The sequence below is a fragment of the Streptomyces sp. NPDC088124 genome, assembly GCF_040685895.1.
In the GTDB taxonomy this organism is placed as follows: domain Bacteria; phylum Actinomycetota; class Actinomycetes; order Streptomycetales; family Streptomycetaceae; genus Streptomyces.
Window position 1 is genome coordinate 36,668 of the sequence record NZ_JBFBJB010000044.1, and the last position, 24,942, is coordinate 61,609.

Annotated in this window: 21 protein-coding genes and 1 pseudogene; 15 read left to right on the top strand and 7 right to left on the bottom strand. The window is 72.7% G+C overall.

What is annotated here, in order from left to right; genetic code table 11:
* The first annotated feature begins 41 nt into the window (after nt 1–41).
* On the top strand, nt 42–1,343 hold the full coding sequence (locus AB0P17_RS30710; protein WP_365815883.1) for a histidine kinase: 1,302 nt from the start codon (nt 42–44) through the stop codon (nt 1,341–1,343).
* A gap of 28 nt (nt 1,344–1,371) precedes the next feature.
* On the opposite strand, the pseudogene AB0P17_RS30715 reads toward AB0P17_RS30710, so the two are convergent.
* Nucleotides 1,372–3,819, bottom strand: a pseudogene (locus AB0P17_RS30715) (ABC transporter permease); the annotation flags it as partial.
* A gap of 111 nt (nt 3,820–3,930) precedes the next feature.
* Nucleotides 3,931–4,821 carry an ABC transporter ATP-binding protein gene (locus AB0P17_RS30720; protein ID WP_365815885.1) on the bottom strand — a complete coding sequence of 297 codons (891 nt, stop codon included), beginning with the start codon at nt 4,819–4,821 and terminating at the stop codon, nt 3,931–3,933.
* Nucleotides 4,822–5,020: 199 nt separating this feature from the next.
* Between AB0P17_RS30720 and lanKC the strand changes: the two genes are divergently transcribed.
* The 4 genes from lanKC to AB0P17_RS30740 all read left to right on the top strand — a co-directional run bounded on the left by lanKC (nt 5,021) and on the right by AB0P17_RS30740 (nt 11,771).
* A complete protein-coding gene (gene lanKC / locus AB0P17_RS30725) occupies nt 5,021–7,729 on the top strand; it encodes a class III lanthionine synthetase LanKC (RefSeq protein ID WP_365815887.1) in 2,709 nt (902 codons plus the stop codon).
* On the top strand, nt 7,726–7,839 hold the full coding sequence (locus AB0P17_RS30730) for a SapB/AmfS family lanthipeptide (protein ID WP_365815889.1): 114 nt from the start codon (nt 7,726–7,728) through the stop codon (nt 7,837–7,839). Before lanKC ends, AB0P17_RS30730 begins: the two co-directional genes overlap by 4 nt.
* 150 nt (nt 7,840–7,989) lie before the next feature.
* Nucleotides 7,990–9,771 (top strand): ABC transporter ATP-binding protein, encoded by a 1,782-nt coding sequence (locus AB0P17_RS30735; RefSeq protein ID WP_365815891.1) that lies wholly within the window; start codon nt 7,990–7,992, stop codon nt 9,769–9,771.
* On the top strand, nt 9,768–11,771 hold the full coding sequence (locus tag AB0P17_RS30740) for an ABC transporter ATP-binding protein (RefSeq protein WP_365815893.1): 2,004 nt from the start codon (nt 9,768–9,770) through the stop codon (nt 11,769–11,771). The genes AB0P17_RS30735 and AB0P17_RS30740 overlap by 4 nt, the downstream gene beginning before the upstream one ends.
* Here AB0P17_RS30740 and AB0P17_RS30745 read toward each other — a convergent pair.
* Nucleotides 11,740–12,342 carry a response regulator transcription factor gene (locus AB0P17_RS30745; RefSeq protein WP_365815971.1) on the bottom strand — a complete coding sequence of 201 codons (603 nt, stop codon included), beginning with the start codon at nt 12,340–12,342 and terminating at the stop codon, nt 11,740–11,742. The two genes, AB0P17_RS30740 and AB0P17_RS30745, sit on opposite strands and share 32 nt — an antisense overlap.
* Before the next feature lie 222 nt (nt 12,343–12,564).
* Nucleotides 12,565–13,317, bottom strand: coding sequence for a DUF5753 domain-containing protein (locus tag AB0P17_RS30750; RefSeq protein ID WP_365815895.1), 753 nt, complete (start codon nt 13,315–13,317; stop codon nt 12,565–12,567).
* Nucleotides 13,318–13,455: 138 nt separating this feature from the next.
* On the opposite strand from AB0P17_RS30750, the gene AB0P17_RS30755 reads away from it, so the two are divergent.
* The gene (locus AB0P17_RS30755; RefSeq protein WP_365815897.1) at nt 13,456–13,602 is read left to right on the top strand and encodes a hypothetical protein; all 147 of its coding nucleotides are present in this window, start codon (nt 13,456–13,458) and stop codon (nt 13,600–13,602) included.
* A gap of 38 nt (nt 13,603–13,640) precedes the next feature.
* Here AB0P17_RS30755 and AB0P17_RS30760 read toward each other — a convergent pair whose 3' ends face one another.
* Nucleotides 13,641–13,844: a DUF397 domain-containing protein gene (locus AB0P17_RS30760; RefSeq protein WP_365815899.1), complete on the bottom strand. Its 204-nt coding sequence runs from the start codon at nt 13,842–13,844 to the stop codon at nt 13,641–13,643.
* A 16-nt stretch (nt 13,845–13,860) separates the two neighbouring features.
* Nucleotides 13,861–14,724, bottom strand: coding sequence for a helix-turn-helix transcriptional regulator (locus AB0P17_RS30765; RefSeq protein WP_365815901.1), 864 nt, complete (start codon nt 14,722–14,724; stop codon nt 13,861–13,863).
* A gap of 351 nt (nt 14,725–15,075) precedes the next feature.
* Here AB0P17_RS30765 and AB0P17_RS30770 point away from each other — a divergent pair, with 351 nt between their 5' ends.
* Both AB0P17_RS30770 and AB0P17_RS30775 read left to right on the top strand, forming a co-directional pair.
* A complete protein-coding gene (locus tag AB0P17_RS30770) occupies nt 15,076–15,348 on the top strand; it encodes a hypothetical protein (RefSeq protein WP_365815903.1) in 273 nt (90 codons plus the stop codon).
* Complete coding sequence (locus AB0P17_RS30775; protein WP_365815905.1) at nt 15,348–15,779, top strand: ATP-binding protein; 432 nt, start codon at nt 15,348–15,350, stop codon at nt 15,777–15,779. The genes AB0P17_RS30770 and AB0P17_RS30775 overlap by 1 nt, the downstream gene beginning before the upstream one ends.
* A 282-nt stretch (nt 15,780–16,061) precedes the next feature.
* Here the strand turns inward: AB0P17_RS30775 and AB0P17_RS30780 are convergent, their stop codons facing one another.
* The gene (locus AB0P17_RS30780) at nt 16,062–17,294 is read right to left on the bottom strand and encodes a cysteine desulfurase-like protein (RefSeq protein WP_365815907.1); all 1,233 of its coding nucleotides are present in this window, start codon (nt 17,292–17,294) and stop codon (nt 16,062–16,064) included.
* A 180-nt stretch (nt 17,295–17,474) separates the two neighbouring features.
* Here AB0P17_RS30780 and AB0P17_RS30785 point away from each other — a divergent pair, with 180 nt between their 5' ends.
* The 7 genes from AB0P17_RS30785 to AB0P17_RS30815 all read left to right on the top strand — a co-directional run bounded on the left by AB0P17_RS30785 (nt 17,475) and on the right by AB0P17_RS30815 (nt 24,932).
* The gene (locus tag AB0P17_RS30785) at nt 17,475–17,873 is read left to right on the top strand and encodes a hypothetical protein (RefSeq protein WP_365815909.1); all 399 of its coding nucleotides are present in this window, start codon (nt 17,475–17,477) and stop codon (nt 17,871–17,873) included.
* The gene (locus AB0P17_RS30790; RefSeq protein WP_365815911.1) at nt 17,870–19,987 is read left to right on the top strand and encodes a tetratricopeptide repeat protein; all 2,118 of its coding nucleotides are present in this window, start codon (nt 17,870–17,872) and stop codon (nt 19,985–19,987) included. Before AB0P17_RS30785 ends, AB0P17_RS30790 begins: the two co-directional genes overlap by 4 nt.
* Nucleotides 19,988–20,137: 150 nt before the next feature.
* Nucleotides 20,138–21,541, top strand: a complete 1,404-nt coding sequence (locus tag AB0P17_RS30795; protein ID WP_365815913.1) for a S1 family peptidase — start codon at nt 20,138–20,140, stop codon at nt 21,539–21,541.
* Between the two features lie 214 nt (nt 21,542–21,755).
* Nucleotides 21,756–22,496, top strand: a complete 741-nt coding sequence (locus AB0P17_RS30800; protein ID WP_365815915.1) for a TetR/AcrR family transcriptional regulator — start codon at nt 21,756–21,758, stop codon at nt 22,494–22,496.
* A gap of 151 nt (nt 22,497–22,647) precedes the next feature.
* The gene (locus AB0P17_RS30805) at nt 22,648–23,433 is read left to right on the top strand and encodes a cupin domain-containing protein (protein ID WP_365815917.1); all 786 of its coding nucleotides are present in this window, start codon (nt 22,648–22,650) and stop codon (nt 23,431–23,433) included.
* A 138-nt stretch (nt 23,434–23,571) separates the two neighbouring features.
* Entirely contained in the window at nt 23,572–24,123 is a 552-nt protein-coding gene (locus tag AB0P17_RS30810; RefSeq protein ID WP_365815919.1) for a type 1 glutamine amidotransferase domain-containing protein, read from the top strand.
* Nucleotides 24,123–24,932 (top strand): HAD family hydrolase, encoded by an 810-nt coding sequence (locus AB0P17_RS30815; RefSeq protein WP_365815921.1) that lies wholly within the window; start codon nt 24,123–24,125, stop codon nt 24,930–24,932. The genes AB0P17_RS30810 and AB0P17_RS30815 overlap by 1 nt, the downstream gene beginning before the upstream one ends.
* Nucleotides 24,933–24,942 lie beyond the last annotated feature (10 nt).

Genomic DNA, 24,942 nt, shown 5'->3' on the forward strand with positions numbered 1-24,942 from the left:
GCGAATTCTTCGCTCTTGACCAACGGGGGTACGGGGCTTTCATGTTCAGCGAGGAGTACGGGCCGCGCGTTGCCCGGTACATCGTGATCGTGGTGGCCGTCTGTTTTTTCGCCGCCTCCGTGGTCGCCACCGCCGGAAACCGTGACGGTCTCCCCCATCTGTCGGGAGCGCTGACCTTCCTGGTACCGGTACTCGGACTCCATCTCCTGCACTCGGCGCCCGCCGCCCTGCGCCGCCGCCGTCCGTGGTGGCCGTGGAGCCTTGTCGTCCACGGAACGCTGACCTATCTGCCGTACCTGATTTTCCAGGGGGCGTGGGTCGGTATCCCCGGCTCCTTCGAGGCGGCGCTGTTACTGACGCTTCCCCTGCCGCATTCCTGGGCGGTCTTCGCCGGGGCGGTCGGCCTGCAGTTCCCGCTCACCCTGGCGGTGGGCGAGACCACCGGCCAGGCGGTCAGCGCGCTCATCTCGGCGACGGTCGGCGGCCTGGCGGTGTACGGGGTGGCCCGCCTCGCGGACCTGGCCGGGGAACTGAACGCGGCCAGGTCGGAACTTGCCAGGGAGGCCGTGGGGGAGGAACGCGTACGGTTCGCGCGCGATCTGCACGACCTCTGCGGGTACTCCTTGTCGGCGGTCGCCCTGAAGTGCGAACTCGTCCACGGGCTGGTGTCCACCGATCCACGGCGCGCGCAGGCGGAGCTGCTGGAGACCCAGGTGATGGTGCGCGAGGTGCTCGCCGAGGTCAGATCGGTGTCGGCCGGCTACCGGAACCTGTCGCTGGCGAAGGAGGCGACGGCCGCTGCTTCGCTGCTGGAGACGGCGGGCGCCGAGGTGGTGACGGACCTCGCCGCCGGCCCCCTTCCCCCGGGCGTCGACGGGCTGTTCGCGACGGTGGTGCGCGAGGGCTTTACCAATGTGATGAGGCACAGCAAGGCCCGCCGCTGCTCCATCGTGGTCCGGATCCAGGAGGACGCCGGGACGGTCCGTCTGACGATGTCCAACGACGGCGCGCCGGTCGACGGGGCGCCGGCCGACGGGGCGTACGGCGCGCCGGCCGACCGGGCGCACGGGGCGCCGGTCGAGGGGACCCGGGCCCATGCCGTGGTGCGGGGCCGCTGCCCGGGGGCCGGCGGCAGCGGCATCCGCAACCTCGCGGAGCGGAGCGCCGAGCTGGAGGGGAGCCTGTCCGCGGTGACCGACCGCGAGGGGTGGTTCCGGCTCACCGTGACCGTACCCCTGGTCCGGCGGAGTGCTCCCCGGACGGGTCATCCGGCGGTTCCCCGGACGCTTCCCGGGGCGGTTCACCGGCACGCAGGGACAGGCGGGCGCTCAGTACCACGGTGAGGACGCCCAGCAGCCCCGCGCCCGCGAGCACCGACCCGACCGGCGCGGCGGGCACCGCGGGGACCGGTGACCCGGTGGCCGCGAGGCTCACCGGCACCAGGACCGCCGCCGTGACCACGGTGCCGACCGCGAGCGCGACCAGCACGGTGATCACCCCCTCCCAGCCGGTCATCCGCAGCACCTGGCCCCGGGTCGCGCCCGCCGACCGCAGCACCGCGAACTCCCGGACCCGGCCCGCCGTGGCCATGGCGAGGGTGTTGACGACGGCGATCGCGGTGAACGCGTTGACCATCCCGAGCAGCAGCAGCCCGAAGGCGGCCGACGGACCCGGGCCCCCGCTCTGCGCGTCTCCGTCCCCTTGCGCGGCTCCCTCCCCCTTCCCTTCGGCCCCGTGGCCGTCCGGGCGCGCCGTCGGGTAGCCCGCCGCGAGCGCGTCCAGCCGTTCGGCCGTACGGTCCCGGTCCGCGCCCGGCGCCGTCCGCACCAGAACGGATTCGTCCATCGGGCTCGCGGCGTGCGGCGCGGCGAACGCCCTCGGCAGCAGCACGCCGCCGAGGCCCCGCTCCCGCTCGTACACGGCCACCACCCGGGCGGTGGCGCGGGTCCCGTCCTCCCACCGGATCCGCACGGTGGCGCCGACCCCGGCGCCGGTCTCCCGCGCGACACCCGCGCCCAGCGCGACGGTCGTGCCCCGCAGCCCGGCGAGCGATCCGGCCCGTACCTCCAGGTCGAGCAGGCTCGCCAGGCCCTCCGGGCGTACGGCGACCCCCTCGGCCGAGGCGAGGCCCTCGGTGTCGTCACTGTCACCGGCCCCTGCGCCGGCGGCGAGTTCGACCGGTGTGTACAGCAGGCCGGTCGCCGCGCGTACGCCGGGCAGCGTGGCGGCCTCCTCGGCGAACCGGGCGGGCAACCCCGCGCCCGTGGCACGCACCACCTGGTCGGCGAGCACCCGGCGCCGCTCCTCCCGTTCGGCGCCGTCCGCCTTGATCCCGGGGACGGACAGCACGGTGCAGGTGAACGCGACGGCCAGTACCAGCGGCGTGACGGCCGCCGCGAGCCGGTGGTGCTCCGCCCGGAGGTTGGCCGAGGCCAGGAAGCCGCCCACCGGGAAGAGCCGGGCGACCGGACCGCCCAGCACCGCCCCGGCCACCCGTGCGATCAGCGGCCCCAGCAGCGCGACGCCCACCATCAGGACCAGCACCATGCTCTCGGCGGTACCGGACCCTCCGTCACCCCGGCCCGAGGCGACCGACGCCAGCACCGCGCCGCCGACGGCCAGCACGGCCAGCCCGGCCACGATCCGCGCCGGACCGGTGCGCCCGGTGGGGCCCGACGCCTCGCGCAGCACCTCGGTGGGCCGGACCCGGGACGCCTTGCGGGCCGCGCCGAGCACCGCGAGCTGTGCGGTGACGACGGCCACGGCGACCGCCACCCACGGGGCGGCCGGGCCGGCGTGCAGGACGAGGGAGGGCGGCAGCACCCCGCCGTCGACGAGCCGCCCGTGGAGCACGGCGGCTAGTGCGATCCCGGCCGGTACGCCCACGGCCGCCGCCGCCAGGGTCACCAGCAGGGTCTCGGCCGCGATCATCCGGCGGATCTGCCGGGGAGTGGCCCCCACCGCCCGGAGCAGCCCGATCTCCCGCAGTCGCTGGCGTACGGAGAGGGCGAGCGTGCCCGCGGTCACGAAGGCCGCCACCGAGAGTGAGATGACGCCGAGGGCGCCGACGAGGGAGGACAGGGTGTCGCCGGGCGAGCCGATCCCCCAGAACTCCACGCCGGCCCGCCCCTGGCCGGTCGCGACGGAGGGCTCGTTCGCCGCGTCGTACGCCTGGTCCCCCTCCGGGGCGCCGCCGCCCGGGCCACCGGCGCCGGCACCCGTTCCGCTCCCGACGGCCCCGTCGGGATAGCGCGCCGCGACGACCCGGCGCACCTCCCGCACCAGCTCCGCCTGATCCGTGCCGGCGCGCGGCAGGACCCCGATCGCGCGTACGGGCCGGGCGGTGGCGGCCAGTTCGGACGCCTCGCCCGGCGAGAAGAACACCGCGAACTGCCGGAGCGGGGTGCTCGGCGGGTTTGCCACGCCGACGACGCGGAACGTCCTGGGCGCGGCGGTGGTCGTCAGCCGTATCCGGTCCCCGTTCCCGGCCCGCGCCGCGGCCGCGAGCCCGCTGTCGAGGACGACCTCCCCGGCCGCCCGCGGGGCCCGCCCCTCACGCAGCCGGAACGGGGCGAGCCGGGCGCTCTCCCAGGAGTGCCCCAGCGACGGGCCGTCCCACGGCGCCTCCAGCACCGCGCCGGTGCCGCCGACGGCCGTGACCGGGAAGGACAGTTCGGGCACGGCCGCCGCGACGCCGGGTGCCGCTGCCAGCTCCTCGACCAGCGGTCCGGCATCGGTGACGACGGGCTGGCCGCCGATCACGACGGGGGTGGCCGCGTACCGTTCCGTGGGCGCCTCCGCGCGCAGGGCGGACTCCATCAGGACACCGCAGGTGGTGACGAGCAGCAGCGCGAACGCCAGTGCCACGAAGCTTCCGGCGAACCCCGCTTTCCGGCCGTTCGCCGTCTGCCAGGCGAGACGTAACACCGGTCAGTCCTCCCCGAGTCGGGCCAGGCGCTCGGCCACCGCCGCGGCGGTGGGCGCGGGGAGCGCACCGGCGAGCTGCCCGTCCGCGAGGAACAGCACGTCATCGGTGTGGGAGGCGGCGGCGGGATCGTGGGTCACCATGATCACCGTCTGGCGGAGGCCGTCCACCGCGTGCCGCAGCAGCGCCAGGATCTCCCGGCCCGTACGGAGGTCGAGGGAGCCGGTCGGTTCGTCCGCGAAGACGACCGTGGGCCTGGCGATCAGGGCGCGGGCGACGGCGACCCGCTGCTGCTGCCCGCCGGACAGCTCGGCGGGCCGGTGCCGGAGCCGGTCCCCGAGCCCCGTACGGCCGACGACGTCGTCGAGCCACGCCCGGTCCACCCGGCGGCGTGAGAGCCGCAGGGGCAGGGTGATGTTCTGCTCGACGGTCAGGGAGGGGACGAGGTTGAAGCCCTGGAAGACGAAGCCCAGTTCCTCGCGGCGCAGCACGGTCAGCGCGGTCTCGTCCAGGGTCCCCAGCTCGGTGCCGCCCACGTACACGCGTCCGGCGGTGGGCCGGTCGAGCCCCGCCGCGCAGTGCAGGAAAGTGCTCTTGCCGGACCCGGAGGGCCCCATGACGGAGGTGAAGCCGCCGCGTGCGAAGGAGAGGGAGATGCCGCGGAGGGCATGGACCTCGTTCCGTGCCGTCCCGTAGACGCGCCGTACGGACTCCAGCCGGACGACCACGTCCCCGGGGTCCTGGCCGGCGGCGGGCTCCGCCCGGTCCGCGTGCGCAGCCCGGTCCGCGTGTGCCGTGTGCTCCGCCCGGTCCGGGTGGCCCGCGGGATCCGTACGGTCCGTGCCGGCCGGGGAGTTCTCACCCGATCCCGATCGCCTGCCCGCGCGTAAGAACATGGTCCCTTCCTCCGTGCTGTGGGGGGATTCGAGCGTACCGCCTCAATTCCCGGCACCGGGGGGAACCGGGTGTTTCCCATGAGACCACCCATGGGTTTTTCACGGGTAATTAAAGGTATTCCGCACTGGCTGTTCCCCGAAGTGTCTGGCAGGATTTTCCTTGCTCAGGGGGAAGTTGGACGAGCGGGGGGGAAAGCGGATGGAAAAGCGATACGACGTCTACTGCATTGCGGATCCCGTGTTCTTCGACTCGCCCGCGACGGCGACGGACAAGGGTCTCGCCTTCGGGGTCACCGACCGTCCGCTGCCCGCCGGTTGGACCCGTTCGCCGCAGGACGACTGGCTGGTCTGCCGGCCTGACGGGGCACGACGCCCCGGGCAGGGCTGGAAGATACACGCCTCGGCCCGTATGGACAACGCGGAGAAGGTGCTCGACGCGGTCTGGACGTACTGTCTCGGCCGGGGAATTCCCTTCAAATTCCTGAAGGGCCGTCATGTCCTGCAGACCCGCAACTTGAAGTACGCGCCCCGCGCGGCCAGCGGAAAGCTGGTGACGATCTATCCGCAGGACGAAAAAGAACTGCGGGAGACCCTGGAAGGGCTGGACCGGGAAATCGGCGGTGAGCCGGGCCCGTACATCCTGAGCGACCTGCGCTGGGGCGCGGGGCCGCTGTACGTCCGGTACGGGGGCTTCACCGAGCGCCATGTGATCTCGGACAAGGGGGTGCTGGAGCCGGCGGTGGAACGCCCGGACGGCACCCTCGTGCCCGACCGGCGGGAGCCCGGCTTCCATGTGCCGTCCTGGGTGACGCTGCCCGGCTTCCTCGAACCGCACCTGCGGGCCCGCGAGGCCGATTCCGTCGCGGACCTGCCGTACCGCGTCCAGCGGGTGCTGCACTTCTCGAACGGTGGCGGTGTCTACGTGGCCGAGGACACCAGGGACGGACGCCAGGTGATCCTCAAGGAGGCCCGCCCGCACGCCGGGCTGACCGTGGACGGCGCGGACGCGGTGACGCGGCTGTGCTGGGAGCGGGACATCCTCCGGCGGCTGGCGGGGCTCGACGCCGTTCCCGCCGTGCTTGACCACGTCCTCCTGGGCGACCACCACTTCCTCGTCCAGGAGTTCATCGAGGGACAGCCGCTCAGCAAGGTCTTCGCCCAGCGCTATCCGTACACCGGGGCGAGGACGGACGCGGCGGGGATCGCCGAGTACACCGAGTGGGCGGTCGGGGTCTGCGAGCGGCTGGAGAGCGCCGTGGCCACGCTGCACGAACGGGGTGTGATCTTCGGGGACCTGCATCCGTACAACGTGATGGTGCGTCCCGACGGCCGGGTCTCCCTGATCGACTTCGAGGTCGCCACCCTGGCGGGTGCCGGTAAACGGCCCACGCTCGGCCACCCCGCGTACGCCGCGCCGCGCGACCGGACCGGCTTCGGCGTCGACCGGTACGCGCTGGGCTGTATCCGGCTCGCGGTCTTCCTGCCCCTGACCGCGCTGCTCCGGCAGGACCTGGGCAAGTGTGTCCAGTTCGCCGACGAGATCGCCGAACGGTTCCCCGTGGACCGGGAGTTCCTCGACACGGCGGTACGGGACATCCTCGGCGAGGGTCCCCGGGGCGGAACAGCCGGGTCCCCGGTCTCGGCCGGGTCGCCGGGGGAGCGGCCGCCCGCGTACTCCGTGCCCGTGTACTCCGCGCCGGTGCGTCTCACGGCGGACCCCGGGAGCTGGCCGGCCACCCGCGACGCCCTGGCCGGAGCCGTCCGGGCGAGCGCCACCCCCGAACGGGACGACCGGCTCTTCCCCGGTGACATCGCGCAGTTCGGCGCGGGGGGCGGCGTCAGCCTCGCCTACGGAGCGGCGGGTGTCCTGTACGCGCTGGGAGCGACCGGAGCGGGCCGAAGACCGGAGCACGAACAGTGGCTCCTGCGCTCGGCGTTACGCAAGGACCAGCGAGGACGCCTGGGGTTCTACGACGGCTTGCACGGTGTGGCACACGCGCTGCACGGCCTCGGCCACCGGGGCGCGGCACTCGACCTGCTGGAGCTGTGCCTGCACGAGAAATGGGAGCGCCTGGGCTCGGACCTGTTCAGCGGCCTGGCGGGGGTGGGGCTCAACTTCGCCCACTTCGCGGCCCTCACCGGGGACGGTTCACTGCGTGAGGCGGCCCTGCGCGCCGCCGCTCTGGTGGCCTCGCGGCTCGGCGGTGAACAGGACGTCGCCGAGGTGAGCGGAGGCAAACACCCCTACGCGGGCCTGATGCGGGGCTCCGCCGGTATCGCGCTGATGTTCCTGCGCCTGTACGAACAACAGGGCGACGAGGCTTTCCTCGACCTGGCCGCGACCGCGCTGCGGCAGGATCTGCGCCGCTGCTTCACCCGCGCGGACGGCGCCCTCCAGGTGAACGAGGGCTGGCGCACGATGCCCTATCTCGCCACCGGTGGCGCCGGGCTCGCGCTGGTGCTGGAGGCGTATCTCCGCCACCGGGAGGACGAACAGTTCGCGAGCGCCGCGGCCGGTGCCCGGCTCTCCTCCCAGTCGGAGTTCTACGTCCAGTCCGGGCTCTTCAACGGACGGGCCGGCATCCTGGCGCATCTCGCCGCCACGACCCGGCACCCCTCTCCGGCCGATGACCCCGAGATCGCCCGGCAGGTGCGCGCCCTGAACTCGCACGCGCTGTCGTACCAGGGCCGTCCGGCCTTCCCCGGCGAGCAGTTGCTCCGGCTCTCGATGGACCTCGCCACGGGCACGGCAGGGGTGCTGCTCGCGCTGGGCTCCGTGCTGCACGACCGCCCCGTGCACCTGCCGTTCCTGAGTCCGCACCACCCCACAGACCAGCTCTCCGATCACGGAGGGCGCCCGCAGGACGGGCACCGCGTATCCACGCAGGAAGGAGGTGACCAACCATGACGCTTCTCGATCTCCAGACGATGGAACTGCCGTCCGAGACCGCTGACGAGGCGGCTCTGGACAGCGGCCAGAGCCGTGACTGCTCCGACGCGAGCTGGGTCTTCTGCTGAGTGAAGCGGAAGTGACCTGAACATCCGTTCACGGTCAGGACCCGGGTGGCGAGTGCACCAATCACCCGCCACCCGGGTTCCCGGCGGGTCTCTGCTCAGGGCCCATTCTCGCAGCCGCCCGACGCGAAAGCGATCCGAACGGAGGACACCATGACGGGGAGTGTCCTCGACCGGTCCGACGCCATCCGGAACCGCCGGGGCGCGGATCGTCTGCTGTTACGGGTGACCAGGAACAGCGGGCCCTGGGCCCCCGCCCTGATGGTGACCGCGCTGATCGTGACGGTGGCTCAGCTCTGTCTCCCCGCTCTGCTCGGCAGGGCGCTGGACGACGCGCTCTCCGGACGGTTCGCGGGCCCCTGGACCGCCGGATGCGCGGCGGTGGTCCTGCTCCTCGTCACCGGAGAGGCCCTCTCCGAGCTGGCGACGGGCCACAGCGCCGCCCGCGCCACCGCCTGGCTCCGCCACCGCCTTCTCGACCACCTGCTCGCCCTGGGGCCCCGCACCGGTTCCCGCTTCCCCGGCGGCGATCTGGTCAGCCGGGTGGTGACGGGCGCGGCCGACGCCGCCGGCGCGGTCTCCGCCGCGACCTGGCTGGTGCTGTCCCTGGTCCCCACGGTCGGCGGCGTCGTCGCGCTGTGGCTCATCGACCCCTGGCTCGCCGTCACCTTCCTGCTGGCGCTGCCGCCCCTGCTGCTGTGTCTGCGGGCCTTCACCCGTGACGTGTCCGAGGTGATCACCGGCTATCAGCGGACCCAGGGCGCCCTGGCGACGGCGCTGGTCGACGCGCTCACGGGTATCCGTACCATCGCCGCCGCGGGCACCGCCGACCGTGAGGCCGTACGCGTGCTGGACCGCCTCCCCGAGCTCAACCGGCTCGGCCACGGGATGTGGCGCGCCCAGACCCGGATGGCCGCGCAGACCGCCCTGCTGATCCCGCTGCTCGAAGTGGCGGTGCTCGGCGTCGCCGGGTTCGCGCTCGCCGGCGGCCGGATCAGCCTGGGCCAGATGGTGGCCGCGGCCCAGTACACCGCCCTCGCCGCGGGGCTGGGGATGACCACGGTGCAGCTGGGGCGGCTGGCACGGGCCCGGGCAGGCGGCCGCCGCGCGGCGGAGGTGCTGGCGGAACCGGGGATGAGCTACGGCACCGGCCGGCTGCCCGAGGGACCCGGCCGCCTCGAACTGCGCGATGTCGCCGTGAGCCGACGGGGGGTACGCGTCCTCGACGGGATCGACCTGGTCGTCCCCGGTGGGACCTCCGTGGCCGTCGTCGGCGGTTCCGGCGCGGGGAAGTCGCTCCTCGCGGCCGTGGCGGGCCGCCTCGCCGACCCGGACCGGGGCACCGTACTCCTGGACGGTGTACCCCTGCCCAGGCTCTCCCGGCCGGAGCTGCGCTCCGCCGTCGGCCACGCCTTCGAGCGGCCCGCCCTCTTCGGGGCCACGATGGCCGGAGCGATCGGTTACGGGGCCCGGGAGCCGTCCCCGGAGCGGATCGCCTGGGCGGCCGGCCGGGCCCGTCTCGACCATTTCGTCCAGCACCTGCCCGAGGGGTACGGGACGCCGCTGGCCGACGTGCCCATGTCGGGCGGCGAGGCACAGCGGATCGGGCTGGCCCGGGCCTTCGCGCACGCCGGGCGGCTGCTCGTGCTCGACGATGCCACCTCCAGCCTCGACACCGTGACGGAACGGCAGGTCACCCTCGCCCTCACCGAGGCGCTGGGCGACCGGACCAGGATCCTCGTCGCCCACCGGGCCTCCACAGCCGCGGCGGCGGACCAGGTCGTCTGGCTGGACGGCGGACGCATCCGGAACCGGGGCACCCACCGCGAGCTGTGGCACGACCCGGAGTACCGGCGGCTGTTCCGGCCGGTCCGGGGCGATTGGCCGGCTCCGGGTGACCGGCTGGCTCCGGACGACCGGACGGCCTCGAAGTGACCAGGACACCGGCCCCGAACTCCCCCTCCTCGTCCTCCCTGTCCTCCTCGTCACCCCCGTCACCGCTTCCCGTCCCTTCCCGGAGCCTGCGCCAGGAGCTCGGTGTGCCGCTGCGCGGCCGTACCCGGGTCCTGGTCCGGTTGTTTCTCTGGTCGCTGGTCGAGGCGCTGCCCGCCTTCCTCACCGGGCAACTCGTCGCCAGGGCGGTGGATTCGGGGTTCGCCGCGGGGCGCCCCTGGGCCGGTCTCGGCTGGCTGGGTCTCATGGGGGCCGGCATCTTCGCCGGGTCCTGGGGGACCCGGCAGGTCTACCCCCTGCTGGCGCAGATCGTCGAACCGTACCGGGACGACCTGGTCGGCCGGGTGGTGGAGGGCGCGCTGCGCCGGGCGGTGGCGGGGCACGGCCCGGCCGGGACCTCCGGCGTCTCCCGGCTCACCCAACAGGTCGAGATGGTGCGGGAGTCGTACGCGGGGCTGGTCATGGGCGTCCGGCGGTTCGTCTTCACCATCGCCGCCGCGCTCATCGGCCTGCTCCTGTTGTCCCCGTTGGTGCTGGCCCTGGTCCTGCCGCCGCTCCTCGCGGGGGTGCTGCTGTTCGCCCTGCTGATCGGCCGGATGGCGGAGCGTCAGCGTGACCTCATCCTCGCCGACGAACAGGTCGCGGAAGCCGTCGGCACCCTGGTCGCGGGGGTCAGGGACGTGGTCGCCTGCGGCGCGGAGGAGCAGGCACGCGAGACGCTGGGCCGACGGGTGGAGGCCCAGGCCCTGGCCGCGCGGCGGCTGGCCACGCTGATGCCCGTCCGTACGCTCGCGCTCGCGCTCGGCGGCTGGCTCCCGGTGCTCCTGCTGCTGGGCACCGCGCCATGGCTGACCCGTAACGGCGTTTCGTCGGGCGCGGTCATGGGCGCCGTGACGTACGTGCTCCAGAGCCTCCAGCCGGCGCTGCGCACCCTGGTCCAGGGGCTCGGCGGCAGCGGGCTGCGGCTGGTCGTGGCCCTGCGCCGGATCCTGGAGACGGCGGTGGACGGCCCCGCCACCCAGCGGCCCGGTCCCGGCACCCGGCAGTCCGGTCCCGCCACCCCGCAGTCCGGTCCCGGCACCCGGCAGGCCGGGAAGCCGGCACCGGCACCGGCACCGGAGACGGACCGCCCACACGCCGCTCCCCCCGACAGCCACCGGCTGTCACTGCGCTCCGTCTCCTTCGGCTACGGGGCCCGCACCCAGCCCCTGATCCGGACCCAACCTCTGATCCGGGGGCTCGACCTGGTCGTGGACGAGGGCGACCATGTGGCGGTCGTCGGTCCCAGCGGTATCGGCAAGTCCACCCTCGCCGGCCTCATGACGGGAATGCTGGCGCCCGACAGCGGTGAGATCCGGCTCGCGGGCGCGCCGACGGCCGGCCGTTCCGGACAGGAACTCGCGCGGAGCCGGGTCCTCATCCCGCAGGAGGCGTACGTCTTCGCCGGCACGGTTCACGACAATCTCGCCTATCTGCGCCCGGGGGCGAGCGCCGCCGAGCTGGATGACGCCGTGGCCGCGCTCGGGCTGGAGCCGCTCATCGGCCGGCTCGGCGGATACCCCGCCCGGATCAGCGCCGCCGGTCTCTCCGCGGGCGAGCGCCAGCAGATCGCCCTCGCCCGCGCCTATCTCTCCCCGGCCCCCCTCGTGGTGCTCGACGAGGCCACCTGCCACCTCGATCCGGCGGCGGAGGCACAGGCGGAGGAGGCGTTCGCCCGGCGGCCCGGTTCGCTGGTGGTTGTCGCCCACCGGATCAGCAGCGCGCTGCGCGCCCGGAGCGTTCTCCTCATGGACGGCACGGACGTCCTGCACGGCAGCCACGACGAGTTGCTACGGCGCTCCGCCCTCTACCGCGACCTGGTGGGCCACTGGCAGGAGCCGCCGCCGGATCCGGGGGATCCGGAGGAGACGCCGTCCGCGCCGGGGGAGCCCGGTTCCGCACGGCGGCCGGTCAGAGCCAGCCCGCCTCGCTCGCGATCCTGATGGCGTCCACCCTGCTCCGCGCCTTCGTCTTGGCCACCACCGAGGCGAGGTGGTTCCGTACGGTGCCCACCGAGATGTAGAGCCGTACGCCGATGTCCGCGGGGGAGTCGCCTTCGGCGGCCAGCCGCAGGACATCGCGTTCGCGCGGAGTCAGAGGGTTCTCGCCGGCTCCGGCGGCGGCCAGTACCAGCTCCGGGTCGATGGCCCGCTCGCCGGCTGCCACTCTGCGGATGTCCTGCGCGAGATGCGCGATCGGCGCGTCCTTCCGGATGAAGCCCCCGACCTGCGCGGACAGCGCCCGTCGCAGGTGCGCGGGCCCGCCGAGCCCGGTGAGTATGACGCTCCGGCACTGCGGCAGGCGCTCGTACAACTCGGTGGCCGCACTGATGCCGTCGAGACCGGGCAGGTCGATGTCGAGCAGCGCGATACGGGGCCGCAGGCGCAGGGCCGTCGGCACGATCTGCTCCCCACGGTCGAGCTCGGCCACGATGTCGATGTCCTGCTCACGGGAGAGCAGCGCGGCGAGCGCCTGCCGGATCAACGGCATGTCCTCTGCCAGCAGTACGGTGATCGGCCGTACGGCGCCGGCTTCCTCGGGTCTGGCGTGGTGTACCGAATGCTGCGATAACTTGCGCAATGTCCCTCCTGGGATCAGTAGTGCACCACTGAACCTGATCGCAGGATATCGGCGCACGGCCTCCGCCCGGAACAAATATGCCCGAGGCCGAAACCTGAGGCCGGGGGGCCCGAGGTCGGGGCCCCAGGCCCGAGGCCTGCGGCCCTTGAGCCCCGGCTACCCCAGCGCCTCGATGGCCTCCACGACAAGCGCCCGCGCGGCCGGCCCGTACACGGCCATGGCGCGGAGCTCCTCGAACGCTTTGAGGTACAGGGTGATCTCGCTGGGCTGGGTGATCCTGATGCGCGCGGACGCCAACTCGACGGATACGAGGGTGTCGTCATACACGTGAAATGTCTCGCGAGGCCACTGCTTCTGTCGGCGTGCCGCTGCCGGGATGATGCCGAACGACACGGAAGGCAGTGCGCCTGCCGTCAAAAGGTAGCCGAGCTGCACGGCCATTGCGTCGGCATCCCCGATCCGGTAACGCAGTACGGTCGCCTCCACGACCAGCACACATCGGTGTCCCGGTTCGTGGAGGACACGGGAGCGCTCGACCCGGGTGCGAGCCGCTGCCGCGCTGTCATCGACGGGAAGTTCGCGGAAGGCGGCGTCGAAGCGCAGCACCGTAGCCGCGTAGCCCTCCGTCTGCAACAGGCCCGGTACGAGGGTGGAGGAGTACACGCGGAACAGCCGGGTGTCCCGGAAGAGCTGCGCCGATCGGTTCTGTAACCGCTCCAGCCCCCCGCGCATCCGTTCACGCCACTCGACGTAGAGCGACTCGGCGTTGAGAGACTGGGCGATCAGGCCCTCCGCATGGTCGTCCGCCTGACAGGCGCGGCACCACAGGCGGATGTCCTTGGCGGACGGAGCGGTGCGGGCGTTCTCGACGCGGGAAGTCTTCGCGTGGTGCCACGTGCGGCGCGGCACGGGCCGACACGGCTGTACGGGCCCGCGGACGGCAGCCGGTTCGCGGAGGCGTGCTGGTTGATCTGCGTAGGGCGGAGCGGGCGCAGCGTACCGAAGCCCGGGAACCTCGAACTCCGGTGCGCCGCATGGTCGCTGGCGGTGGACCGCTCGACCGACCTGGTCCGGACGATGTACGGGCACGACGCCCTGCACACCGGCCGCTTCGAGCTGACCGACCCGGCCCTGATGTCCCGCGCCCGCGCCGTACTGCCCGATCGGGAACGTCCTTCACGCACCCACGGGTGATCAGGGGCGATGGACCACGGGGGTGCGCCGGTGGACGTCTACAGCCCCTCGGCCTTGAGGCTGTTGACGAATGCCTGCCAGTTCGCGGGGTGGAAGGCGAAGGCGCCCAGCGGCCGGTTCTTGCTGTCGCCGATGGCTATGAGCCCGTCTGCCGTCTGCTGGGTCTCGACGCAGGTCCCCCCGTTGTCGGTGCTGTGGGACGACTTCCGCCACCGGTCCCGGGGGAGATCGTGCCGCATCATGTGGTCCCGCCTGCCTCTATGCGTTGAGATCTCGTGCCGCTCGTGCGATCAGATCCATGGACTGTCCTGACGGTAGTGCAGTGGCCCGGAGTTGATCGAAGGTCAGTTGGTATCGCTTGACCGGACCATCGTCCTCCAGATATAGGGCGCCGTCGAGGTACTCCACCCTGGCGACATCGAGATCCATCGGGTCCGGGTACGAGAAGACGCTGAACGCGCCGTCCAGCCCAGCGTGCCAGCCCTGACCGAACGGGATGATCTGGATGGACAGTTGCGGCGGGTTGTTGCGTTTGATCAGGGCTTCCAGTTGATCCGCCATGACTTTGGGCCCTCCGACGACGCGACGTAGGACGGCCTCGTCGAGCAGGCACAGGACCTGAGGCGCGTCCTTTCTGCGCAAGACCTCTTGACGGTCCATCCGTACCGAGATGAACGACTCGATCTGCTCGTCCGACGCCGACTTCTCGACCCCTCGGATGACATCCTCGGCGTACTCGCGTGTCTGAAGCAGTCCAGGTACGAGGAGCGGTTGGAAGATGAGGATGCGCACGGCGTCGGACTCAATGCTCAACTGCTCCTGGAAAACATCAGGGAGTAAGTCGCTGTACTGCGCCCACCAACCCTTGCGTCGGCTCTCCCGGGCCAAGGTGGTCAGGGCGGTCCTGAGCCGGTGGTCGTCCACCCCGTAGAGGGCGAGAAGCGCTTCGACCTCCAGCTTGGTCATGCCCTGGCGGCCGTTCTCCTGTCGGGAGATCTTGGATTTGTCGCCGCCGATGCGCTCAGCGGCCTGCTCCATCTTGATGCCGGCTGCTTCCCGAAGTCGTTTGAACTCGCCACCTACCTTGCGGCGGCGCACGGTCGGACGTGGATGGCTCGGCAACGCGGTCTCCTTGAGGGCAGGTTGGGCGCAAGTGTGGCATATGGGCACGTTCGATATGCGCTAGTTACCCCAACGAGTGAATGCATCTGCGATTTCGACAATTTTGTAGGTTTCCGGGTTGCCAGGGCGCCACGGGCGGGTCCACTCTGTGATGGTCGCGAAGGGTGCTCGCGTGGGTGCGGAGAGTAGCCATCGGCTGCGGCCCTGAGCCGCTTTCTCGCCTCAAGTGATGACGGGTGGGGGGTGGCGCCCCCGCGCGACAACAGAAGACCCCGGCGACGCTGCAGGCGTCCCGGGGCACGGTCAACGCTTACTGGGAGCGTCAACGTGTTGAATTTTATCGTCAGTTACATGCAGCCGCTGCTGCGGCTCTTACTTCCCGGCGCGGGGCGCCATCGGGCGGCGGTGGTGTCGCCGCTGGTGTCCTCGGGGGCGCCCCGACCGGCGGCGCGTCGCGGTGCCGTGGTCTTCGTGCACGGTTGCCACTCGCTGCCGCCGCGCATCAGGTGCAGCGCGCTGTTTGTGCCGTACCCCCGGGCCGAGTTCGAGCGGTGGCAGCGTGTGGAGCGGCGGCTGCGGTGCCGGGACCTGCGCGGTGCTGTTCATGTCGGGGAGGTGGCCTGATGGTGTGCGCTCAGGATCCTGGCGGCCGGGCCGTGGTGCTGCGGTGGAACCGGCATCCGTCCTCGGTGGGGCTGGCGCGGCTGGAGTTGCGCAAGGCGCTGGCGGGTTGGGGGTTGAGTGGGCTGGAGGACTCGGCCGCGCTGATCCTCTCGGAGCTGCTGACCAACGCGGCGCGGCATGCCCGTGTCTCGCCCGGGCGGGAGATCGAGACCCGGTATCTCGCCGAGTCGGACGGCTTGCGGATCGAGGTGCATGACGCGTCATGCGTACGGCCGGTGCCCCGGGCGCCCGATCCGGAGGCGCCTGACGGCAGGGGGCTGGCCATCGTGGACGCGCTCGCCGATCGGTGGGGCGTCGGCGCGCGGGACGGCGGGGTCGGGAAGGTCGTCTGGGCGACCCTGTCGCCGCCGGGTACCGGGCCGGGGGAGTGACATGTTCGGCGGATGCGGTGGGAGACCGGGATGGGTGCTGTTCCTGTGGGCGCTGGGGGCGGTGGTACGGAGTGATGGCGGGCCGGGCGGGTGCCCGTACGGGCGCTGTCCCTGGGGGTGCTGCCGGCTGGGAGGCGACGAGGAGGCCGGGCCCGGTCCGGTTCGGGGCGGGGGGGCGGTGAGGTAGCGGTCCGAGGCGGGCGCCGGGGCGGCAGGGGCCCCGGCCTCGGCCCCGAGCCGGCCGTGCCCCCGTCCCGGCCCCGCCTCGGTCGTACCTTCGGGTCAGGCCAGTTCCGCCACGCCCGCGAGCAGGCGGGTCACGTCCGACGTGTCGTTGTAGTGGACCAGGCCCGCGCGGACCGCGCCGCCCGTGTCCCGCAGGCCCAGCGAACCGGTCAGCTCCCAGGCGTAGCTGTGGCCGCTCCAGACGTTCACGCCACGGGTCGCCAGGTGCTGGGCCACGGCGGACGGGGTGTGGCCCGCGACGCGGAAGTACGCCGTCGCGGTGCGGTGCGCGGGATCTCCGTAGAGGGTGACGTGGGGCAGGTCCCGGAGGCCGCCCAGCAGGGTGGCGAAGAGCTCCTGTTCGTACGTCTCCACCGCCGCCATCGAGGCGAGCAGCCGCTGCCTGCGCGTGCCCATGCGCGTGCCGCCGAGCGATGCCAGGTGGTCCACCGCCGCCGTGACCCCGGCCAGGTCGGCGAAGGGCGCCGTTCCCGTCTCGAACCGCTGCGGTACCGCGTCGGGCGAGGGCGCCAGCTTGTCGGGGCGCAGGGTCTCCAGGAGCGCCGGGTCCGCGACGACCGCGCCGACGTGCGGGCCCGACCACTTGTAGGCGCTCGTCGCGTAGAAGTCCGCGCCCAGGGCCCGCGCGTCCACCGGGCCGTGGGGTGTGGCGTGCACGCCGTCCACGTACGTCAGCGCGCCCACCGCGTGGGCCCGCGCCGTGATCGCCGCGACGTCGGGGCGGGTGCCCAGGATGTTGCTGGCCGCGGTGACCGCGACCAGCCGGGTCCGGGCGCCGAGCAGGGCGTCGTACTGACCGGCCGGCAGCTCCCCGGAGTCCGGGTCCACCTCCGCCCACCGTACGGCGGCACCCGCCCGTGCCGCCGCCTGCACCCAGGGCCGGACGTTGGCGTCGTGGTCCAGGCGGGAGAGGACGATCTCGTCCCCCGGCCGCCAGGTCGCCCCGAGGATCCCGGCGAACCGGTAGACGAGCGTGGTGGTGTTGGCGCCCAGCACCACACCCTCCGGCCGGCCGCCGACCAGATCCGCGACGGCGGCGCGGCAGGCGTCGACGATCGTGCCCGCGCGCTCGCTCGCCGGGAACGCGCCCCCGACATTGCCGAAGCCCGCGCGATAGGCCGCCGCGATCGCCTCGATCACGGGCTCCGGGGTCTGCGTACCGGCCGCCCCGTCGAGGTACGCGACGCCGTCGCGCAGCGCGGGGTACGCCGCGCGTACCGCCGTGACGTCGAAGCCTTCGTCCCCGACGGATCCGTGGTGTGTGCTCATGCCGCTCGATTCCCTCCGCCGTCCCCGATCCCGCTGCCCGGTCAAGCTCTACCCAGGGCGGCACGCGCTGTCACGCCTCGCGTTCCGCAGCCCGCGCGGGCTTTCCGGCTCCCGCCCGCCGGGCCACCGTGTTGGAGGCGGCCGTGGCATGCTCGGGTGAACCGACCGAGGGGGAACGCCATGGACGCCTTGACCGTCGCCAACGACGTCGTGCCGTACGTCACCGCCGCCGTGGCCGCCTATGGGGGAGCCGTGGTCACCCGGACCACCGATGGGGTCGCCGACGCGACGGTGTCCCTGGGGCGGCGCATCGTGCAGCGGCTGTGGAGCCGGGAGGAGAACCGGGACGGGCTGCGGCAGGCCATCGAGGAGGTCGCCGACGATCCGCAGGACGACGACGCCCGGGCGGCGCTCCGCGTCCAGGTGCGGCGCATCCTGCGGCAGGACGCCGAGCTGGCCGCGGAGTTGGCGCGGATGCTGCCCGCGCGTTCCTTCACCGCCTCCGGCGACGGCGCCGTCGCGGTGGAGACGAACAGCGGCGTCATCAGCACGGGTGACGGCGCCACCATCCAGCGGTGAGCGACGGGACCCACGTCGAGGCGTCCGGCGAGCAGGCGGTGGCGGTCGGCACCAACAGCGGCATCGTCTCCACCGGAGACCACGCCACGATCGACGCACGCACCGTACACCTGCCGGCCGAGGCCGTCCGGCCGCCCGCCGAGGTGCCGGCGCCGCACGGGACCACCAACCTGCCCGCTCCGGCCAACCCCGACTTCGTCGACCGTGTCGAACCGCTGGCCCGCCTGGAGGCCGCGCTGGACGCGGCCGGTCCCGCGGTGCCGCCGGTCGTGCTCGGTCTGGGCGGTACGGGCAAGAGCGCCCTGGCCCTCCAGGCCGCCCACCGACTGCGGGAGCGGTTCAACCCGGTGTGGTGGCTCAGCGCGGACTCCGCCGCCGGAATCACCAACGGGCTCGCCGAGCTGGCCGTCCGGCTCGTCCCCCACCAGCAGTTGGCCGCCGCGACGAGCGCCGAGCGCGCCGAGTGGGCACTGAGCTGGCTGGGGGCTCACGAGGGCTGGCTCCTCGTGCTGGACGACGCCGCTTCACCGGGCGATCTGGCCCCGGTGCTGGGGATGACCACGGGGCGGTACGTCATCACCAGCCGGCGGACCACCGGCTGGCGCCGGCTGGCCCGGCCGCTCCCGCTGGACACCTTGGTCCCCGACGCCGCGGTGGAGCTGCTGAGCCGCCTGATCGAACCGGATGCCCCCGACGACCCGGACGTTCCCGACGCCCCGGGCGCCTCCGACGACCCGGGGGCTCCCGCGCGCCTCGACTGCCTCGCCCGTCTCGCCGATGAGCTGGGGCAGCTGCCCCTGGCCCTGGAGCAGGCCGCCTCCTACATCGAGTCCACCGCCATCGGCCCGGCCGCCTACCTCGACCGCCTCCGCCGCTACCCGGGCCGTATGTTCGCCGCCGCCGCGGCGGGCGGCCGGGAGGCCGACGACCAGCGCACCGTCGCCCGGATCTGGCAGCTCTCCCTCCAGGCGATCACCGCCGAGCAGCCGCTGGCCCTGGAACTGCTGCGGCTGCTCGCCTGGTTCGCTCCCGTCCCGCTGCCGCGCGACATCTTCGACGGCCTGCTCGACGTTCTCCGCCACGACCTCGACGGGGGCCCGGGGGAGGACCCCGCGGCGGCGCCCGCGGCGGCGCCCGGGGAGGAGCCGTTCGCCGTCGACGAGGCGCTGGCTCTCCTCCACGCCTACAGCATGATCACGCTGACCCGGGGCACCGTGACCGTCCACCGCCTGGTGCAAGCCGTGGCACGCACCCCCGACCCCGCCGATCCCCGTCGCACCGTCCGGGCCATCGCCACCGCCCGCGAACGCGCCGCCCTGCTGCTGGAGCGCGTACTGCCGGCGGACCCGCTGTTCGACGTCTCCGGGTGGCCCCGGTGGCGCGCGCTCCTGCCGCATCTGCTGGCCCTGACCGACCGGACTCCGGCGGACGGGGAGAGTCCGCGCATCGCCGGCCTGCTCGTGGCCGCCTCCGGATACCTCCAGGGCGACGGTCATACCGCCACGGCCATAGCCTGCGCCCGGCGCGCGGTGGACATCCGCACCCGGCTCCAGGGCGCCGACCACCCGGCCACGCTCGCCACCCGCAGTTTCCTCGCCAGCGCCCACCGGGCCGCCGGTGACCTGGACACGGCCACCGCCCTGCATCAACGGAACCTGGCCGACCACGAGCGCGTCCATGGCTCCGACCACCCCGACACCCTTGTCGCCCGGGCCAACCTCGCCTACCTCCATGCCCTGCGGGGCGAGCTCGCGCGCGCACGGGACCTGCACCGGAGGAACCTGACGGACCTGCTGCGCGTGCACGGCCCGGACCACCCCCACACCATCAACGCCCGTGCCAACCTGGCCAGTTCCTACCGCGATACGGGCGACCTGGAGACGGCTGTCGGCCTCCACCGCCAGGTCGTCACCGACTACGAACGGGTCCACGGTCCCGACCACTCCGAGACCGTCACGGCCCGCAGCAACCTCGCCTACGCCCTCCGGCTCGCGGGCGACACCGACGCGGCCACGGCCCTCTTCGAGCGGGTGCTGGCCGATCGCGAACGCCTCTACGGCCCCGGCCACCCCCTCACCGAACTCGCCCGCGGCTTCCTCGATCCCCGGCGCTGATCCCCGGCCCTGATCCCCGGCCCTGATTTCCGGTCGGGAGTTGAACGGGCCCGGGATCGCGTACGTATGGGAGGAGGGCCCTCTGATGCCCGGGGCTCCGTCGCTGACGACGTCGTACCGGTACGACACTGGGGGCCACGGATGCCACGGATGCCACGGACGAAGCACGCGCGACGCACGCTCCGGCGGGTGACGCGACTCGCCGCCGTCGGCGGACTGCTCTGCGGCGGTCTGCTGGTCTCGAACGCGGTGGCCGGTGAACCGGCCGGGCGCGGTACGGGGCCCGGTGGCGCGGCGTCCGTCGCCGAGGTGGGGACGGGGCTGGTGACGAAGCTCGGCACCGCCCGTACCGCCGGTACCTGGATCGCCGCGGACGGGCGGCCGGTGGTCGCCGTGACGGACGAGGACGCGGCGGCCGAGGTACGGCGCGAGGGGGCCCGGGCCGAGGTGATGCGCTACAGCATGCGCGACCTCACCACCGCCACCGAGGCGCTGAGCGCGGCGCCCCGGGTGCCGGGGACCGCGTGGGCCGTGGACTACGCGGCCAACCGGGTCGTGGTGCAGGCCGACCGGACCGTGTCCGCCGACGACTGGTCCCGGCTGACCGATGTCGCGGACGGGATCGGGGGCTCCGTGGAGATGGAGCGGACCACGGGCGAGTTCCGTACGAAGGTGAACGGCGCCGCCCCTATCTTCACCAACAGCGACCGCTGTTCCGCCGGCTTCAACGTCACGGACGGCCAGGACAACTTCATTCTGACGGCCGGGCACTGCGGCCCCACGGGCACCACCTGGTTCCAGGACACGGCGGGCGGCACGCTGGTCGGCTCCACGGTCGCCACGACGTTCCCCGAGAGCGACTTCTCCCTCGTGCAGTACGAGAACCAGGGCTCCTTCGACGGCACGAGCACCGTGGACATCGGCGACGGCCAAGGCGTCCAGATCATCGGCGCTGCCGACCCGGTCGTCGGCCAGCAGGTGTTCCGCAGCGGCAGCACCACGGGGCTGCGCTCCGGGCAGGTGACGGCGCTGAACGTGACGGTGAACTACCGCGAGGGCTCGGTCAGCGGTCTGATCCAGACCACGGTCTGCGCCGAGCCCGGCGACAGCGGCGGCCCGCTCCTCGCGCAGGGGCTGGCGCTCGGGGTGACGTCGGGCGGCAACGGGGACTGCACCGTCGGCGGTACGACGTTCTTCCAGCCGGTGTCGACGGCGATGGCGGCCCTCGGGGTGCGGCTCGCGGGCGTCGCGGCCGGCGACGGCAACGAGACGGCGACCGGGAGCAGCGACGGGACGGTGGACTCGGCCGTCCCCGCGCCGACGGACGCGGGCGGGGGCGTACCGGCGGGCAACGGGACCGGCACCGGGGCGGGTGTGGGTACGGGCATCGGGGTCGGCACCGGCACGGGCGGCGTCAGCTCGATCGTGGACTACCGGACCCTCGTGCCGGGGCTGTTCATCATCGCCGTGAGCCTGCTGGGGCTGACGATGGCCCAGCGGATGTGGTCGGAGAAGGCCAGTTACCGCAGTCAGTACTCGCAGAGCTGGGGCTGACCGGCCGGCCGCGGACCCTGGCCGCGCGGCGGCTTCGACGCGGCCCCGCGGCAGGTCCGTAACGGCGTCCCGGCGGTGTGTGCCGGTGTCATGAATACCGCCTCCATGCCGTCATTTGGCCTGTCCTGCACGGAAATTCGCCCCAAAGTGAATCATGTCCCAATGGGACATTTGGGGTGTACGATCTGGCGCATGAAGGTGACGAGGTGATGAGGTGACGACGGGGCCGGGGGCCGGTCCGTCCGGCTCGGCGCGGCCCGCCACCGCGACCGCCGCCGCGACCGCCGTCGAGGACGGCCGGCAGCGCAAGGCGCGGCGCACCCGCGAGGCGCTGGGCACCGCCGCCGCCGATCTCATGCTGGAGCGGGGCCTGGCGTGCGTCACGGTCGAGGAGATCGCCGAGCGCGCCGATGTCACCCGGCGCACGTTCAGCCGCCACTTCAGTGGCAAGGAGGACGCCGCCGTCGAGTCGACCCGTGTCGACGGCGAGCGCATCAACGACGCGCTGCGCGCCCGCCCGGCGGGCGAACCGCCCCTGGTGGCCTACCGGATGGCGGTCCGTGAGTGGCTGTTCGACGAGACGCGCCCGGGGCTGCACCGCCGTCCGCGCGGCCGGGCGCTGTTCGCCCTGATCGACCGTGAGCCCGTGCTGTTCGCGGCGTTCGAGCGGGTGCGGCTGGAGGCGCAGGAGGAGTCCGTGCGTATCGTCGCCGCCCGGCTCGGCACGGACGCCGACCGGGACCCCCGCCCCGGGGTGGTCGTCGCCGCCGGCACCGGGGTGCTGATCGCCGCGCTGCGGCTGTGGGCGCGCGGCGCGGACGACGACCCGGAGAGCCTGCCCGCCGTGGTCGAGCGCGCGTACGACGCGCTGGGCAGGGAGGTCGCGGCGAGGAAGGGGCGACCCCTAGGGGAATCCCCTTACCCGGAGTCCAAAAATCGTTTCTCCTTGCTTTGACGACTCCCCCCCGGAACATCAGATTCCCCTCAACAAGGAATCTTCATGCCCCCACCAGAACTTCCTATTTGAGCGGAAGTGCGATCGGTGCTTTAGTTGCGGTGTCGAGATTGATCGGCCATGGGCAATCCGCAAACGGGGGTAAGAAAACATGGCGGCAACACCTGTAACAAACATATTCGAGAGTTCCGGTCCGCGGCTGGATCCGGCCGTGCGGCTGGACGCCGGGCCGGCGGACATCGCCGAGCTGAAGCGGCTGCTGCGGCGCGGCGCCCGCGTCGCGCACGAGCAGTTCGACGAGGACACGCATCTGGACGAGGTCATCCCGAAGCCGTGGGGGTACGAGTACCGCGCCTTCGTGGACGAGTTCTTCGACTTCTGGGCGCTGCACATCGACGCCCCGCACAGCACCTCGGTGCATGTGCACCCGCGCAAGCTGACGTATCTGCTCTGTCTGGGGGGACAGGGCGTCACGACGGGCCTGGGCGGCGTCTCGATCCCGATCCGGCAGGGCAGCGTCGTACGGATCGCGCCCGGCGCGTTCCACGGCACGCGGAACGCGGGGGACGAACCGCTGGAGCTGATCGAGGTCGAGTCCCCGAGGAACAAGTTCGACCTGATGCGGCTCAAGGACGACTACAACCGGGCGGGAACGGCGTACGAGTCGACCTCGCTCGAAACCCCGCGTCACCCGATGCGGAAGGTGGTCGCGTTTCCGAACACACGGATGCGGACGCGGACGCCCGACGGGCGTTTCCGGTTCGAACTCCGCACGGGAATGGACGTGTTCTACCGGCGGCGGGCCGAGGACCTCTTCCACATTCCGCTCTGCGTCTCCGGCGCGGTCTACTCCGATGTGGAGATCCTGACCGGCCGGCCCGAGGACACCCGGCGCGTGGAGGCCGACAAGCAGTATCTCTGCGTCAGCCGCGCCTGAAGGGCGGAAGCCCGGCAGGGAAAAACCACGGGAAGCGCAGAGAGAAAGCGAAAAGGGAAAGCAAGAGCGCGACAGGGAAAGCACGACAGGAAAAAGCACGACAGAAAAAGTACGACAGAAAGATCCGGGGGGATCGTCATGTCTCACACTGCTGTCATCATCACCGGCCAGGGATTCCAGGACCACGACGTCGTCTTCACCTACTACCGTCTGCTGGAGGAGGGCTGGCAGGTCGACATCGCCACGAAGAACGGCGACCCGACCACCGGCAAGTACGGTGTCCCGCTGCCCATGGACAAGACGGCGCGTCCGCTCATCGCGTACGAGGACCTCGCCGTCGACCTGTACGACACCGTGATCCTCACCGGCGGCCACGAGGCGCCGGACCGGGTGCGGCAGGACCGTGACGTGCTGGACTTCGTCGCGGGGATGAACTCGGCCGGCAAGGTCGTCGCCGGGCTCTGCCACGGCCCGTGGATCATGGTGAGCGCCGGGGTGCTGCGGGGGCGGCGGGCCTGTGCGTACATCGGGCTGCGCGACGACGTGATCAACGCGGGTGCGGAGGTCGTCGACAGCGACGTCATCGTGGACGGCAACATCATCACCTGCTCGTACTACGGCTACATGGGCGCGTTCATGCGTGCCGTGTTCCAGACGACGGAGAAGCTCGCGGCGGAGAGCGCCGCCTGATGGGCCGCCACACGCAGGCACGGGTGCCGGCGCAACCGGGGGAGCAGCGCCCGGAGGTGGGGCGCGAGCAGGGGCGGGGGCTGCTCGCGCTCGACTTCGACGGGGTCGTCTGCGACGCCTTCGAGGAGTGCGCCCTGATCACCTGGCTCGGGGAGCACGAGCACGACCGGGCGCTCCCCGGGCCGGGCCAACTGGACCGGTTGCCGGTGGAGTTCACCACCCGGTTCCGGAAGGTACGGGACTACGCGCGGGTGCTGGACCACTTCGTGGTGGCCCACCTCCCGGAGGCCGGCGCGATCGGGTCCCAGGCCGAGTTCGACCGGCTGTACGCCTCGCTGCCCGAGGCGCGCGTCCAGCGCTTCGTGGAGGGGGCCTCCGACGCCCGGGACTGGTTCCGCGAGTCGGAGACGGAGTTCTGGCTCGGGCTGCACACGCTCTACCCCGGTGTTCCCGAGCTGCTGCGGCGGGCCGGTGTGCCCGTGGTGATCGTGACGGCGAAGGACGAGCCCTCGGTACGCGCCATCCTGGGCCGGCACGGCCTGGAGTCGGCGATCGCCGGGGTCTACGGGGAGTGCGCCGCCAAACCGGAGGCCGTCCGGGAGGCGTGCGCGCGGCGGGGTGTGCCGCTGGAAGCCGCGACGTTCGTGGACGACAACCTGACCAATGTGCGCAGGGTGTCGGCGACGGGCGCCCGGGCGTGGTGGGCGCAGTGGGGCTACCAGACCCCCGAACACCGCGCGGAAGCGGCCCAGTTCGGGATCACGGGGCTCGAACTGACCGGCCTGGCCGGTCTGCCGCTGACCATCTGACCCGCCCCCG